The organism is Amycolatopsis sp. NPDC088138, from assembly GCF_044741685.1.
Lineage (GTDB): Bacteria > Actinomycetota > Actinomycetes > Mycobacteriales > Pseudonocardiaceae > Amycolatopsis.
Genome location: NZ_JBIUTB010000013.1, coordinates 62,169 through 76,166, shown reverse-complemented (window position 1 = coordinate 76,166; position 13,998 = coordinate 62,169). Strand labels below are relative to the sequence as shown.

Here is a 13,998-nt window from a genome sequence, read left to right as displayed (position 1 = left end):
CGGCCTGAGCACGGGAGCCCCGCTGTGACGATTTCGGCGACCACGACCACCACGCACCCCGCCGACGCGGTGGCCCGGCTGCGCGCGCTCGGCCCCGGGGCGGCCCCGGACCGGATCGACGGCGTCCGCCGCGCCTTCTCGCCGTCGTTCGCCGTCCCGGCGCTGATCGAGTACGCCGGTGTCCGCCCGGCGCGCCGCGACCCGGACTCCGCGCTGGCCGCGCTGCGCGCCCTCGCTCGCGCACCGGTCACCCCATCACCCGCCGAAGTCCTCGCGGCCACACCGGAAACCGGCGACGAGCTGATCGACTCCCTCGCGACGGCGGTGGCCATGGACGTCTTCGGTGACGCTGTCGCCGCACACGGCCCGGCGGCCGCCGCGGCGGCGATCGGCGCGTCACCGCTCCGCCGGACCCTGTTGCTGGACCTGGCCGAACGCCACGCACTCCGCTGTTTCCCGGTGCCCGACGTGATCGCCGGCATCGACGGCGACCGCGGCCACCGGCACGCGGCGTTGCGCTACCTGTCCCAGTGCGGCGGAGATCCGGCGGCCGCCGAAGCCATCGCGTCGGTCCGCGAAAGCACCGACGACCCCTACGAGCGCGTGCTGGCCTCGATCTGCCTGGCCCGGCTGGCCGGCGTCCCCGACGGCGCTCCCTTGTGGACGGTCCCGCCGCCGGACCGGCCGGGACTGACCGTGGCCCAGTCGATGCTGCTGGGCTCGTTCGACCACCCGGGCGCCGGCGCCAGCGGCGGCCTGACGGTCCTGCTGCGCCACCTCGGGCACGCCCTCCCCCGCCGTCCCGGGATCGCCCGGGTGGTGACCCTCACCCTGCTGGGCCGGGACCGGCTGGCCGAACGGCCCGCGCTGGCCGAGCCCGACGGGACCGGGCACGTGGTGCTGCGGCTCCCCGTGGACGCGCCGGGCGCGCCGGCCCAGATCGACCTGTCCCGGCACCGCCCGGCGATCACGTTCCTGGCCCGGCAGCTGCTGTGGCTCTCGGGCTGCACGCCGGACGTCGTCCACGTGCGGTACTCCGACGACGGATCCGCCGCGATCGCCCAGGCCGCCCGCGCCCTCGGCGCCCGCACCGTGTTCACCCTCACCGCCGACCCGCACCGCACGCTGGCCGAGCGGCACGCCGCGGCCAGTCCCGCTGATCCGGCCGCCGCCCGGTTCGACCTGCACCGGATGTACACCGCCGACCGGCTGGTCGCGACCGCGGACACCCTGGTGGGGCTGCCCGGCCGTCCCGAGGGCGAGCTCTCCGGGTACTTCCCGCGGCTGCGGGGGCGGGAACCGGACTCCGTCGCCGAGGGGATCCCGCTGCTGCCCCGCGTCCCCACGGCCGAAGCCCGCCAGCAGCGGCTCGCCGAGTCCCTGTTCGCCCCGGCCCCCGGCCTGCCGCGGCTGGGCGACGCCGCCCGCGGCCTGCCGGTCGTCCTGTCCGTGGGCCGGCTGCACCCGGTCAAGCAGCAGGACCTGCTGGTCGAGGCCTGGCTCACGCGCGGCCTGTACCGGCAAGCCGCGCTCGTGCTCGTCGGCGGTGACCCGGCCGCCCCGACCGCGGAGGAAACCCACGTCCTCGGCCGGATCCTGGCCCTGGCCGAAGAGCACCCCGAAGCGGCGGGCCGGCTGGCGGTGCTGCCCGCGCTCGGCAACGACGACGTCCGCCTGCTCGAACACGGCGTCACCCGCTGGCTCCCGGCGCCGACGCCCCACCTCTACGTGTGCCCGAGCCGCAAGGAGGAGTTCGGCATCGCCGTGCTCGAAGCGATGGACGCGGGCCTGCTGGTGCTCGGCCCGCGCCGCGGCGGACTCGGTCACTACGTCGAGCACGGCCACAACGGGATGCTGGCCGACACCGGGACGCTGAGCCGCTTCGCCGACGGGCTGACCGCGTTCGTGCGCGCCGCGGCCGGCGATCCCGTCCGGGCGCGGGCCGCCGCGGCCGCCGGCCGCGCGACCGTGGCCCGGCGGTTCGGCATCGACCGGGTCGCCGGGCGTTTCGCCGACGTCTACCAGCACAGCGTCGCCACGCCCTGGACGAGGCAACCGTGAACACGTCCCGTGGCGAGAACCTCGCTCGGCCTAGGGTGCCGAAGATGTCGTCCGTCGCGCTGAGCTGCACCGTCCTGGGCGGGACCGGGTTCGTCGGGACGGCCCTGGTGACCGACCTCGCCGCCGCGGGACACCGCGTCCGCGTCCTCAGCCGCGGCCGGGAGCACCCCTTCCCCGCGGGGGTCTCGGTGGTGCGCGGGGACGCGGCGGACAGCGCCGCGCTCGAAGCCGCCGTGCGCGGCTCGGACGTGGTCTTCCACCTGGTCCATTCCCTGCGCGAACCGGACTTCGCCGAGCGGGACCGCGCCATCGCCGAGCGCCTCGTCGCGCTGAGCGCGGCCGCCGGGGTCCGGCAGATCGTCTACCTCGGCGGCCCGCGCCCGGGCCCGGCGACGTCGCCGCACCTGGCCTCCCGCTCCGAGGTCGCCGACATCCTGCTCGCCGGGCCGGTCCCGGCCGTGGCGCTGCAGGCGTCGATGATCCTCGGCCGCGGGTCGGCCGGGCTCGAACTGCTCGCCCGGACCGCACGGCTGCCGATCCGGCCCCGGCCGGGCTGGACCGCCCGCCGCAGCCGGCCGGTCGCCCTCGCCGACGTCCGGCACTACCTGCGCGCCGCCGCCGAGGGCACACCGCTGCGCGGCCGGTTCGACGTGAGCGGTCCCGAACCGATCAGCTACGACGACCTCGTGCGCCGCTGCGCCCGTATCCTGCGCCGGCCGGGTGGTCTCGCGCTGCCGGCGCCGCTGTGGTCGCACACGGCCGCCGCGCTGGTCGCCGGCCTCGCCTCACCCGTGCCCGCGTCGGTGGCGGCGCCCCTGTTCGCGTCCCTCGACCACGACCTGCTCCCCGTCGACGTCCCCGTGGAGACCGTCCTGCCCGCGCCGCCCGGCGGCCCGGCGAGTCTCGACAACGCGCTGCGCGCCGCGCTCGGCGCCCCGGCCGCGACCGCGCCTGCAGGGCGGTCGTACCTCGGCGAGCACACGGTGCGGACCGACGCCGGCCCCGACCGGGTGTGGCAGGTCATCACCCGCCTCGGCGGCGAGCACGGCCGGTTCGCACCGGCCCCGGCCTGGGCGCTGCGCGGCTTGCTGGACCACGCGCTGGGCGGGGTCGGGCTCTACCGCGGCCGGCCCGGCTCCCCGGTTCCCGGCGACGTCATCGACTCCTGGACCGTCCGGCACCGCGACGACGCCGCCCGGGAACTGGTCCTGGGGGCCGACATGCGCCTGCCCGGCGACGCGGAGCTGAGCTTGCGCGCCCAGCCCGCGTCGACCGGGACGAGCCTGCGGCAACAGGTCCGGTTCACCCCGTCCGGACCGCTCGGGGACGTCTACTGGCACGTGCAGAAACCCCTGCACGACCTGGTCTTCGCGGTGATGGCCCGCTCGATCGTCCGTGAAGTGGGCCGCTCAGCGGACTGACCGGCCTCGGCGAACTCGCCGGCGGCCCGGCCGCCGGTTCAAACCCGAAACGAGCGAGAGTTACCCCACGCCGGTCTCCTCGTGACGTTCGAGCGCCGGCCGGGTCCATCAGGTGTCCAGGCAAGCGGGAGCCTCCCGCGAACGCCAGACCCCAAGGAGTCCCCATGACGAACCCGGTCACGACCAACCCCGCCCCCGCGGCCACCACCGTGGTGGAACGCGAGAACGGCGCGGCGGCGTCCCCGCACGGCACGACGGCCATCTCCGACGTCGTGGTCCAGAAGATCGCCGGCCTGGCCACCCGCGAGGTCGCCGGGGTGTACGCCCTCGGCGGCGGCGCGACCCGGGCGTTCAACGCCCTGCGCGAGCGGATCCCCGGCGCGACCGCGTCCGCCGGCCAGGGTGTGGCCGTCGAGGTCGGCGAGCGCCAGGCCGCGATCGACCTGCAGATCCTCGTCGAATACGGCGTCTCCATCGCGGACCTGTCCCGCGCCGTGCGGCGCAACGTCATCAACGCGGTCGAGACGATGACCGGGCTCGAGGTCGTCGAGGTGAACCTCACCGTCTCCGACATCCACCTCCCCGGCGACGACGAAGGCGACGACACCGCCACCGTGACCGGTCGCGTCCAGTGATCCCGGGCGTCGAGCCCGACGCCGCCGTGGTTGCCACACTCGTGACGGCTCTCCCGCAGGTCGCGGCCCTGCACACCGGTCACTTCGGGGAGATCGCCACGCTCCTGCCCGGACGCCGGGTCCCCGGCGTCCGGATCCGGCCCGAGGAGATCACCATCGGCGTCACCGGCCGCTATCCGGCCGGCGCGGCCGAGATCGCGACCGCGGTCCGCCTCGCGATCGGGCCGGCCGACCGGCCGGTGCACGTCCACATCGGCGACATCGCCGCCCCCACCTCGACCCTCGTGGCCGCCGTCGTCATCGAGGAGCTCCCGTGAACCACACCCACATCGGCCTGCTGACCGGCCTCGTCCTGGGCCTGGCCGCCGCGTTCGGCGGCTTCTGGGCCTTCCTGCTGGTCCTCGTCCTCGGGGGCCTCGGCCTGCTGGTCGGCCGGTTCCTCGACGGCAAGCTGGACGTCTCCGCGCTCTCCGGCCGGGATCGGGGCTGAGCACCGGCATGACGACCACAACCACGTACGCCGCCGCCGGTGAGCGCGGCGCGCTGACCATCAGCGACAGCGCCGTCGAGCGGATTACCGCCCGCGCCGTCACCGAGGTGGCCGGCATCGGCGGGGCCGCCACCCGGGTCCTGGGGGTGGCGGTCGGGGGCGAGACCCCCGACCGCGGCGCCAAGGTCACCGCGACGGTCACCGCCGGGACCGCCGCCCTGGCGGTCCGGCTGTCGATCGGCTACCCCCAGCCGGTCCGCGAGACCACCGAAGCGGCCCGGAACCACCTCACGCGCCGGGTCGGCGAGCTCACCGGCCTGACCGTCGAGCGCGTCGACATCACCGTGACCGCCCTGCACACCGACACGGCCGAAACCCGGAGGGTCCAGTGAAACGCCGGCCTCGCCGCAGCACACCCGCCACGCTCGTCGCGGTGGTCCTGCTCGCGATCTGTGCACTGGCCGCCGTCGTGGCGATCCAGACGATCCTCGGGCAGACGCCGTGGGTCGGTTACCCGAGCGTCGCCGGATGGCTGCACGCCACCCGCTGGAGCGACGTCGTCCCCGTGCTCGCCGGAGCGGCGGCAATCCTGCTCGGCCTGCTGCTGCTCGCGGCGGCCGTCCTGCCGGGCAAGCTCGTCGTGCTGCCGCTGGCAGGAGAAACCGACTCCGGCGCTTCCCGGCGCAGCTACCGCGGCACGCTCCGGGCAGCCGTGTCCGATGTGGACGGTGTGGCCGGCGCGGCGCTGAAAGTCAAGCGCCGCAAGGTCATCGCCCGCGTCCGCACCGCGCGGACGAACACCGAAGGCCTGCCCGACGCCGTGCGCACGGCGATCGAACGCCGGCTCTCCCAGATCGCCCCCGCCACCGTGCCCGCCGTCAAGGTCCGGGTCACGTCCACCAGGAGCACGTCATGAGCCTCAACCGCCCGGTCCGGCTGAACCGCACGCTGCTCGGGTTCATCGGCCTGGTGCTGCTGGCCGCGGGCGGGTTCGCCGTCGCCACGCACTTCGGCAAGCTGACGCTGCTCGACGCGAACGCGACGCTGACGCCCGGCACCACGGCGCCGCCGACCTGGGTCTGGTACGCCGTCGCGGCGGGAGCGATCGTCCTCGGCCTGCTCCTGCTGCGCTGGCTCGCGGCGCAACTCGCGCGGAAGCCGAAGACCCACACCTGGCGCTTCGAGACCGACCCCGACCGCGGCCGCACCGAACTGGCGGCCGGCACGGCAATCGCGCCGTTCCTAGCCGAAGTAGAGGCCTACCCCGGAGTCCACGCCGCCCACGGCACCCTCGCCGGCACCCATGACGACCCGGCCCTCGCCCTCGTGCTCAGCACCGAACAGGAAGGCGACCCGACCGCCATCCGCGACCGCCTGGAAACCCACGGCCTCCCCCGGTTGCGCCAGGCCCTCGACCTGGAGGTCCTCCCGGTGACCGTCGAGTTCCGCTTCACCGCCAAAGCCGCCGCCCGCACCCTCTGACTCTCGACATCGCGGTCAAGCCCTGACCATCCGGGAACCGTACGGCGTCCGGGGTGGAATGACGGCCGCTGAACGTGCTGCGCTCTTGCGCCGTCCGCGCCCGCCGGCTGCATCCGGCCCGGTTGGCGCGGCGGCGGAGCAGTCCACCGGAGAACTGGTCGACGGCGACGCCTGGTTCCACGCCGTCTCCGCGCAGGCCCCGTGCGGCGATGCAGAGAAACCCCAGCTTTCGTGCGGCCGGAAACCGGTGAGGCCAAGCCGAGTCGTCAAGGGCGGGGTGCGACGCCGTCGAGGACGAACCCGAGAAGGCGGCGGACCCCGGCGGGGTCACCACCGCCGGCGTGCGCGACCGCCGCCACCAACGCCATCAACTCGTCCGCGCGCAGATCCGGGTGCGCGGCACCGGCGGCCTGCGCGTCACGCAGCAACGGGACCGCCGCCTCGTCGGTCATCCGATGCCACTCGGCCAACTGAGGGGTTTCGCCGAGGTGATGGGCGTCGGCGAACGCGTCCCGCAGTCCCCGGCTGCCGCTGATGTGGTCGACCACCGCGCGCAACCACCCCACCAGCGCAGCGCCGGCCGGTTCGGTCGCACGGACCTGCTCGGCCAGCACGCACAGAGCACCGATGCGCTCCTCGTACACGGCGTCGATCAGCTGCTGCCGGGTCGGGAAGTGGCGGTACAACGTCGCGTTCCCGACGCCCGCGGCACGAGCGATGTCGTCCAGCGACGCTCCCGCACCCTGGGCGTTGAACGCACTTTCGGCGGCCGCCAGCAGATTCCGGCGGTTGCGCTGAGCGTCGGCGCGAGGCCGGGGACCGGGCATCGCGGACCACCTCTTGCCGATTCGGGGACAGTCCCCGTATCGTACCGACAGCGAAACGGGGACAATCCCCGTTACGAGATCCCCGCACAAGGAGACCAGCGATGACCCCACCGTCGACCCCCGCGGAGGTGAACCGGGCGATCCTCGTCGCCCGCGCCGCCGGCGACCTGGACACCGCGTTGAGCTACGTCGCGGCCGAATCGCGAGACCAAGGACACCGCGTCACCCGCGGAGACTGGCGAAGGAAATGGGAGGGCCTGCTGACCGGCGTTCCGGACTTCGACGTCGTCGTCGAGTCCAGCGTGGAGAACGGCGAGTGGGTCGCCAACCGCTACACCGTCCGCGGCACCCACACCGGCGACTTCTTCGGTCGGCCACCGACCGGCCGCCGGTTCGAGGTCACCGGCATGGACATGATCCGGGTGGTCGACGGTCACCTGGTCGAGCACTGGATGGTCGCCGAACCCTTCTGACCCCGCACCCCGACCGCCCGCGAGACCACCCACCCACCGAGCCGAAGCGATTCGCCATACCGACCGCTGTTCTCGCCGGCGGTACCGGCGAGAACGGGAAAGGGTCTCGCCGAGTTGACCGGAGCCGCGGATGGCGACCACAACCCGAGGTCTTCTCGGGCGCGGTGATCACGCCGCATCTCGCTGGTCAGGTGGCAGCCTGATGCGATTCGCGTTCTACAGCCGGGTTTCCACCGAAGACCAGCAGGACCCCGTCGCCTCCCTGAACTGGCAGCTCGCCCGCGCCAAAGCCCTGGTCAATGCCCACGGTGACATCGTGGCCGAGTTCTTCGACATCAGGCAATCCCGTTCGATCCCGTGGAACGACGCCCCGAAGCGACCCGGCTCCTGGCCGCATTGCGCGAAGATGAGCGCGGGTTCGACGCGGTCGTGTTCGCCACGGACCTGCAGCTTAAGTGACCGCGACAGAACCATCGCCGATCGCTTCTCCGAAATCACGACGGCGACGCGGGTTTCGGCTTCGGCCTCGCTAGCCGTACGGAACAGCCGCACCGGGCCGTAGAGCGGGGCGGCGCTCGATAGCCATTGCGACTCTGCGAAGTCTGTGGACAAGCTCAGAAGAGCGTCGTCTGGCCAGTCGCGCAGACATGGTCCCACTGTTCCAGAACCTTGAGCGCAGGGCGCGAAAGAAGCATCAGCGCACCAACGTCAGCCCATTCGAAGTCGGCGAAATCACCGACCTCTACCGGTCAAGAGAACCGTCTCGCGCGCTCAGGCCCCATCTCGAAATCACCATCATCCAACTACGACACCGTGAGGTGGACCCCAGGCCGAATTCGACGAGGACACATTCACGGCGCCGTCGTCGGGATCTCTGACGGAAGTGACGGTCGGAATCACGCTGTGCGCTGGGACCGTGGCGCCCAATCTCGGAACCCAGTCGGGCGACACGAGAAGCAGAGCCGCGGCCATCAATGGCGCAGGCACCGCGTCGTGGGCAGCTCCGAGACCCCGGTCGGCCCCGGTGCGTCCGATAAAAGCGAGGCGTCGCTGATAAGCAACCGCGGCGACATCATCGGAATTGCCTCACTGACCGCTGACGGGAACCTCCATGCTGCGCTCTGGCCGCATCCATCACACCGGAGTGACACGGCTCACGACGTCAGATCCGCACTCGCAACCGTCCCAGCGACGCAACGGGGCCGGTCCGCGCAGCCACGAACCACCAAGTACGGCGAGCGCGAGGACACAGCCGAGCGGCTGTCATCTTCTTTGCCGGCAACCGGTTTTCCAGTGGTTGCCGGTGTCGTGGCCACGAGCGTGCTCGAGGCAGTGGGTTTCGAAGACTGTCGTCGCGGTCGACGTTGGCGACGACGCCGAATTCGGCCACGCAGCGCCGGCTCCGCGGCGGTGGCCCCACCGTCGAAGCCGAGGTCGTCGAATTGTTCGACGGTCACGGCAGCACACGTCTGCGACGAACCTTCGTGGTGGGAAATTTGCAGTCAGGCGTCTTGACGTCACCCAATCGACACGGTTTACTGTCAGTTGCCTCGATGGAACCGGTTCCGCGGCCGCCACCTGGACCACTCCAGCATCTCGGGTTAGTTGATGCTCCACTGCTTCAAACGTCGGACCCGTCAGTTCACTCCCGGGCGCGACCAAGCTTCAGTGGTAAGTCTGCTACATCACCCGAATGCCGACGCGAGCGGTGCGCTCGTATCGGCATCGTGACGCGCGTAGCGCGCGGCACGATGGATCACGACTGATCAGGTGGGCTCGATGAGATCAAAGACGTTCTCCCGACCACGACGTGCCATAGCACCACCGAGCGCAGCCGCGGGTGCATCCGCCGCCCGCTCCGCCCGCGCGTTGCCCCGTGTCCGCGGGATCGAGTCGTTGCAGCACGACTTCCGTGCGGCCGCCGACTCTACCGCGAACAATGGTGCGCCGGCGCCAGCATGCATCCCCCGGTCCCGGTTCGCGGCCGACCGTGATCGCCGACGCGAGCGGTACCACAACTTCTCGACAGTGGGCTGCCGTCCTCGCGAGCGGCATCACCACGGAGCCTAGGCATCCGAGACGATCCGGTACCACTGCGACGATCGCAAGATCCGCGGCCACGGGTGCGTGAAGCGCACGCGTTCAGCTGCCCAGCGGTATCGGCGCGATCGTGCACCTCAACGGCAACCATGACATTTCCGCGATTGCATTGATCCAGATCTTCGCGATATGCGACTGTTCGGCGCGCCTGATCTTCTGTTCCAATGTTTCGAAGAAGTGCCGGTCAAACCCGGCCACGGAAGACATTTCACTTGATCCTGACACAATTGAGTGTACAAAATTTCGACAGCGAAAGTAAGGATATTCAAATGCGAAATACGTTAAATCGGGCTGCTGGTTGTCGACCTCGACAGTCCCGGCTTCGGATCCGGGCCGTCCTCACCACAGCCCTCGCTCTGGCGCTGGCCGGGAGTACGGCCTTCGTGGCCGGCGCGACCGAAAGCAACGGACCGGGATCCGCTGCGGCCGGGGCTTCGGGCAACTCCGTCGCGGCGGATGCCGGCTGGGTGGATGTAGACCAGGCCCGGTACCAACGCGAACTGGCCGACTACCAGGGCATCGTGCCGCCACCGGTGCCGGCCGGGACGACGAGGGTGCCTGAGTTCCACACCGACTGCACGATTGCGAACGAAGCCAAGGACGATGCGATCATCTTCCCCCGTCTTTCCGGCGCCTCCCATATGCACACGTTCTTCGGGCCGAGGAACGACGCCTTCATGACTACGGAAACGCTTCTCGCCGCCGGGTCGACGACGTGCAACTCCCTGGGTGACAACGCCGCTTACTGGGTACCGCAGTTGCAGAGGAACGGTGTGGCCGTTCCGTTCAAGAGCATGCGCATCTACTACGGTTCCCGGCTCCCCGACCCGTCGGCCGTCCGGCCGTTCCCGCCCGGTCTGGTGATGGTGCAGGGTGACGCCAAACTGCAGGTACCCACCCCGAAGGGGCAGGGAAACCAATTCTGGTGCGCGGGCAGCGCCGAGGTCGGGCGGAGTGCCGACGGGAACTGGCCCGTGTGCACCCCTGGCGGGAACCTGATCTTTCAACTCCCGTTCAAGGATTGCTGGGACGGCAAGCACATCGACTCGCCCGACCACAAGTCGCACATGGGGGACGCGGTCGCCGGCAAATGCCAGGGAGCCTACCCGGTCGCGATACCGAACCTCTCGTACATGGTCAACTACGACATCCTGGGCGGCGACGGCCTCGCGCTGTCGTCGGGAATGGCGTCGTCGATGCACGGTGACTTCATGAACGGCTGGGACCACGTCAAGCTGGCCGCACTGGTCAAGACCTGCCTGAACCAGAACGCGAAGTGCGGGACCACGCCGAGCTTCACCGGCGGCTGAGAGCGACGGCAAGTGGCCGCCGCGCCGTGTCGTCCCGATCGACCGACACGGCGGCCCTCGTCTCAGAACGGGGGTGACGCTGCCGCGCTCTTCAGTTGACTCTTCCTGGCGATCGCGATTGTGGAAGCCGGCAGTGATCGATCGACGAGCTCAGGACGAGGCGCTCCGCGCGCGGTGCGGCCGAACGTCGCATGGTCACGGCTCAACGTTCGACCTGATCGCGCCGGCGCGGCACCCCACCGGTGCCGCTATTCAGCCAGCGCGGAGAGCCGGTCTTGTTCTTGCAGGACTCGCGAAGCCAGGCTCACGGTCTGCGGCTCTTTGCCGGACGAATTCTCGTCGAGCGCCAAACGTCCCGTTTGATCCAGGTGATCGCGCAGGCACTTTTTGAAGTAGCTGTCGAAATCCGTATCGCGCAAAGCGCCGGCGTGCGTGATCTGGTTCGAGGAAACCATTCCGGGCATCTCCATCCCTTTGTGGGGGTTTTCCGCCGGGAGGTCGGCCTGATCATGAAGCCGCCGCAGATCCAACAGCTCTGATTTCGTCGATGCGTCAGCTTTTTCACCGAGGTCGCGGACGGCCGCGGATCCGGTGTGGCTGCCGACAAGGGCGAGCATTGGAACAAGCTGCTCGTCCATAGCTATGTTGATCTCAATCCAAGCGCGGTCCGTAGCAGTGAACGACGACGCCGCAGTGGGGGTGGATGTACTTGTGGACGGATTGCTGGTGGCGCAGCCGCCGGCGCATATCATGCCCATGATGCCTAATCCAATAAAAATGCGCATGTACTGATTACATGCCATGCCCGCCGGTGAAGTCAACATGTCTTCGTTTTTACCGCGCGCGACACAAGTGCAGCGACGATCCGATGGCGTTCCTGCGCGGGCGTCCGGGAACGCGGTCGCCCCGCGGTGAAGTGTGCGCACAAGCCTCTGACTTGTCGCGCGGCCTTCACTACACCAAACCCTCCGAAATTCGGATGGTCCGCCCCGGGCCAACCGGAACCCACCCGGCAACTGCCGCGGCACCAGCTTTCACTGCAACGATTCCACGCAGTCCCCCTCACCGGTCCAGGAGACGTGGCCCAGGGCGTGATCGCTCACGCTTCGGACGCGCCTGCGAGGAATCGATGACCAGACGCGAAATATCAGGACGGCATGACTCGGCGACCTGGAGCATGTGAAGATCGACGGGCTCGGACACACCCAGTAGCGCCGGTCGTGTCGAACGGTTGCGCCCAGGAGTGGTTCAACCGCTCGGCACGCCCCTCAGCAGTACCGGCCTGACTCGGCTCCGTCATCGGTTGAAGGTCCGGACGCCGGCGAGCACGATGTCCGTGATCATCTCGGCCTCGACGCGGGTGAACTCGCGGATGCCGCGGGTGACGTAAAGGTGGACCGGACCGGAAAGCAGCTCGGCGAGGAAATACGCGTCGATCGGCGGCAGCTCGCCTTGCGCGACCGCGTGCTCGATCCGGCGCTCGACGACGGCCACGCGCCGCTCGATGAACGCGCGCACGGTCTGCCGGACCTCGGTGCGATCACCGGCCGTCCGCATCGCCGTCACCAGCGCCTGGCCCGTCGGCGTGGACAGGCTCGCTGCGAGCGCTGTGAGGAAGTCGACGAGGTCCTGGCGCAGGTCGCCGGTGTCGGGCAGGGGCGCCTCGTCCTGAGCGAGCTGGACGAGCGCCTCGCTGATCAGCTCGTCACGGTCCGGCCAATTGCGGTACACGCTGGTCTTGTTGACCCCGGCCAGCTCGGCCACGTCCTCGTAGCGCAGCCCCGCGACACCGTGACTGGCCACAAGGGTCACCGTCGCGTCCAGGATCCGCTTCCGCACGCGGGCGGTGCGGCCGCCCGGCCGCTGGACGGCGGGGTGTTCCGCCGGACTTTCGGCCATCAGTCGCCCACTCCGTTCCCTCGTCACGCCCTGAGGACGGTAGCCCACCGCCTTAAAGCTACAAAAAGTTGCATAAGGTGCTACGGTGAAACCATGACCGAAGCAGCGGAGCACATCGAGATCGGCCCGATCTCCGTCGCCTACATCGAGTCGGGCGAGGGCGAGCCGGTGGTGTTGCTGCACGGCGGGGAAAGCAGCCTGCGCCAGTTCGACCTGTTCCGCCCGCTGCTGGAGCCCGGGATCCGGGCGATCGCCTACGACCAGCGCGACGTGGGCGGCACCGTGAACGGCCCGGATCCCTACACCATCGCAACCCTGGCGGCGGACTGCGCCGGCCTGATCGAAGCGCTCGGCCTGGAACGGGCCCACGTGGTGGGCGCGTCCCTCGGCGGCGCGATCGCGATGAACGTGGCCCTCGACCACCCGGGACGGGTCGCCAGCCTGACGTTGATTTCGGCGCCACCGAGCGTTCCGGTCGCCACCGACGCCACCGCCAAGAAGGTCATGGCGATGAGCCCGCCCGAGCGCGCGGCGTTCATGCTCGACGCGGTGCTCACCCCGGACGGACAGCGCCGGGACCCCGGACTGGCGGCGCAGGTCCGCTCGTTGCTCACGGCGTCGGCGGGGCTCGGGGAACGCCGTCAGGCCGCGATCCGCACCCACGACTGCACGGACCGGCTGGGCGGCATCTCCGCGCCGACCCTGGTGCTCAACGGGACGGACGATCCGCTGGTCCCGGTCACGACGGCGGAACTGCTCGCCGAGCGGATCCCCGGGGCGGTGCTCGAGCTGATCGAAGGCGGCCGGCACGGGCTGACGCTCGAACAGCGGGACGTCACCGCCGGCCTGGTGCGCCGGTTCGTGCTCGAACACGGCAGCCGAACCCGGGAAGGGCCGGAATGACCGAGCCACCCACCGCACCGGGCGACACCCTGCTCTTCGAGAACGACCGGGTGCGCGTCTGGTCGATGACGCTGGCCCCCGGCGGGATGTTCGACTTCCACCAGCACCACCACGACCACGTCGTGCTCTGGCCGGAGGCAGGCCGATCCCAAGGCCAGGAGCTCGGCGAACCGGAGTGGGGCATCACCCAGGACGCGGAACCGGGGTTCGTGCTCTACAAGGCCGTCGGCCGGGCCGGGCCTCTGCGGCCCCACCGGATCCGCAACGTCGGCGACACGCCGACCACGCACCTGATCGTCGAACTCCTCGGGCCGTCCCCGCACGCGGCGGAAGAGCCTTGGGTCCACAACGGACTCGGCCGCTTCCGGCGGAACGCCTGAGTGGAACCTCATTCACC

17 protein-coding genes are annotated in these 13,998 nt (G+C 70.7%); 13 read left to right on the top strand and 4 right to left on the bottom strand.

Features of this window, described 5'->3' with window-relative positions; genetic code table 11:
* Nucleotides 1–24: 24 nt before the first annotated feature.
* The 8 genes from ACIOD2_RS49775 (at nt 25) to ACIOD2_RS49740 (ending at nt 6,089) form a co-directional block, all read left to right on the top strand.
* Nucleotides 25–2,061: a glycosyltransferase gene (locus ACIOD2_RS49775; protein ID WP_400553133.1), complete on the top strand. Its 2,037-nt coding sequence runs from the start codon at nt 25–27 to the stop codon at nt 2,059–2,061.
* A 44-nt stretch (nt 2,062–2,105) separates the two neighbouring features.
* Complete coding sequence (locus tag ACIOD2_RS49770; RefSeq protein WP_400553132.1) at nt 2,106–3,482, top strand: DUF2867 domain-containing protein; 1,377 nt, start codon at nt 2,106–2,108, stop codon at nt 3,480–3,482.
* A 164-nt stretch (nt 3,483–3,646) separates the two neighbouring features.
* A complete protein-coding gene (locus ACIOD2_RS49765; protein WP_400553131.1) occupies nt 3,647–4,117 on the top strand; it encodes an Asp23/Gls24 family envelope stress response protein in 471 nt (156 codons plus the stop codon).
* Nucleotides 4,118–4,158: 41 nt separating this feature from the next.
* Entirely contained in the window at nt 4,159–4,434 is a 276-nt protein-coding gene (locus tag ACIOD2_RS49760; protein ID WP_400553130.1) for a hypothetical protein, read from the top strand.
* Nucleotides 4,431–4,607 carry a DUF2273 domain-containing protein gene (locus tag ACIOD2_RS49755; protein WP_400553129.1) on the top strand — a complete coding sequence of 59 codons (177 nt, stop codon included), beginning with the start codon at nt 4,431–4,433 and terminating at the stop codon, nt 4,605–4,607. Before ACIOD2_RS49760 ends, ACIOD2_RS49755 begins: the two co-directional genes overlap by 4 nt.
* Before the next feature lie 8 nt (nt 4,608–4,615).
* The gene (locus ACIOD2_RS49750; RefSeq protein WP_400553128.1) at nt 4,616–4,999 is read left to right on the top strand and encodes an Asp23/Gls24 family envelope stress response protein; all 384 of its coding nucleotides are present in this window, start codon (nt 4,616–4,618) and stop codon (nt 4,997–4,999) included.
* The gene (locus tag ACIOD2_RS49745) at nt 4,996–5,523 is read left to right on the top strand and encodes a DUF6286 domain-containing protein (RefSeq protein WP_400553127.1); all 528 of its coding nucleotides are present in this window, start codon (nt 4,996–4,998) and stop codon (nt 5,521–5,523) included. Before ACIOD2_RS49750 ends, ACIOD2_RS49745 begins: the two co-directional genes overlap by 4 nt.
* Entirely contained in the window at nt 5,520–6,089 is a 570-nt protein-coding gene (locus ACIOD2_RS49740; RefSeq protein WP_400553126.1) for an alkaline shock response membrane anchor protein AmaP, read from the top strand. The genes ACIOD2_RS49745 and ACIOD2_RS49740 overlap by 4 nt, the downstream gene beginning before the upstream one ends.
* A gap of 266 nt (nt 6,090–6,355) precedes the next feature.
* Here ACIOD2_RS49740 and ACIOD2_RS49735 read toward each other — a convergent pair whose 3' ends face one another.
* Complete coding sequence (locus ACIOD2_RS49735; protein ID WP_400553125.1) at nt 6,356–6,916, bottom strand: TetR/AcrR family transcriptional regulator; 561 nt, start codon at nt 6,914–6,916, stop codon at nt 6,356–6,358.
* 101 nt (nt 6,917–7,017) lie between these two features.
* Here ACIOD2_RS49735 and ACIOD2_RS49730 point away from each other — a divergent pair, with 101 nt between their 5' ends.
* Together ACIOD2_RS49730 and ACIOD2_RS49725 are read left to right on the top strand one after the other, a co-directional pair.
* Nucleotides 7,018–7,389 (top strand): ester cyclase, encoded by a 372-nt coding sequence (locus tag ACIOD2_RS49730; RefSeq protein ID WP_400553124.1) that lies wholly within the window; start codon nt 7,018–7,020, stop codon nt 7,387–7,389.
* A gap of 202 nt (nt 7,390–7,591) precedes the next feature.
* The gene (locus tag ACIOD2_RS49725; RefSeq protein ID WP_400553123.1) at nt 7,592–7,951 is read left to right on the top strand and encodes a hypothetical protein; all 360 of its coding nucleotides are present in this window, start codon (nt 7,592–7,594) and stop codon (nt 7,949–7,951) included.
* Between the two features lie 1,580 nt (nt 7,952–9,531).
* On the opposite strand, the gene ACIOD2_RS49720 is transcribed toward ACIOD2_RS49725, so the two are convergent.
* Nucleotides 9,532–9,696, bottom strand: coding sequence for a hypothetical protein (locus ACIOD2_RS49720; protein ID WP_400553122.1), 165 nt, complete (start codon nt 9,694–9,696; stop codon nt 9,532–9,534).
* A gap of 176 nt (nt 9,697–9,872) precedes the next feature.
* Between ACIOD2_RS49720 and ACIOD2_RS49715 the strand changes: the two genes are divergently transcribed.
* On the top strand, nt 9,873–10,799 hold the full coding sequence (locus ACIOD2_RS49715) for a DUF1996 domain-containing protein (protein WP_400553120.1): 927 nt from the start codon (nt 9,873–9,875) through the stop codon (nt 10,797–10,799).
* Nucleotides 10,800–11,047: 248 nt separating this feature from the next.
* On the opposite strand, the gene ACIOD2_RS49710 is transcribed toward ACIOD2_RS49715, so the two are convergent.
* Both ACIOD2_RS49710 and ACIOD2_RS49705 read right to left on the bottom strand, forming a co-directional pair.
* Complete coding sequence (locus ACIOD2_RS49710) at nt 11,048–11,623, bottom strand: DUF305 domain-containing protein (protein ID WP_400553119.1); 576 nt, start codon at nt 11,621–11,623, stop codon at nt 11,048–11,050.
* Nucleotides 11,624–12,095: 472 nt separating this feature from the next.
* The gene (locus ACIOD2_RS49705; RefSeq protein WP_400553118.1) at nt 12,096–12,698 is read right to left on the bottom strand and encodes a TetR/AcrR family transcriptional regulator; all 603 of its coding nucleotides are present in this window, start codon (nt 12,696–12,698) and stop codon (nt 12,096–12,098) included.
* Between the two features lie 93 nt (nt 12,699–12,791).
* On the opposite strand from ACIOD2_RS49705, the gene ACIOD2_RS49700 reads away from it, so the two are divergent.
* Together ACIOD2_RS49700 and ACIOD2_RS49695 are read left to right on the top strand one after the other, a co-directional pair.
* Nucleotides 12,792–13,601, top strand: a complete 810-nt coding sequence (locus ACIOD2_RS49700) for an alpha/beta fold hydrolase (protein ID WP_400553116.1) — start codon at nt 12,792–12,794, stop codon at nt 13,599–13,601.
* Complete coding sequence (locus tag ACIOD2_RS49695) at nt 13,598–13,981, top strand: hypothetical protein (RefSeq protein WP_400553115.1); 384 nt, start codon at nt 13,598–13,600, stop codon at nt 13,979–13,981. The genes ACIOD2_RS49700 and ACIOD2_RS49695 overlap by 4 nt, the downstream gene beginning before the upstream one ends.
* Nucleotides 13,982–13,998 lie beyond the last annotated feature (17 nt).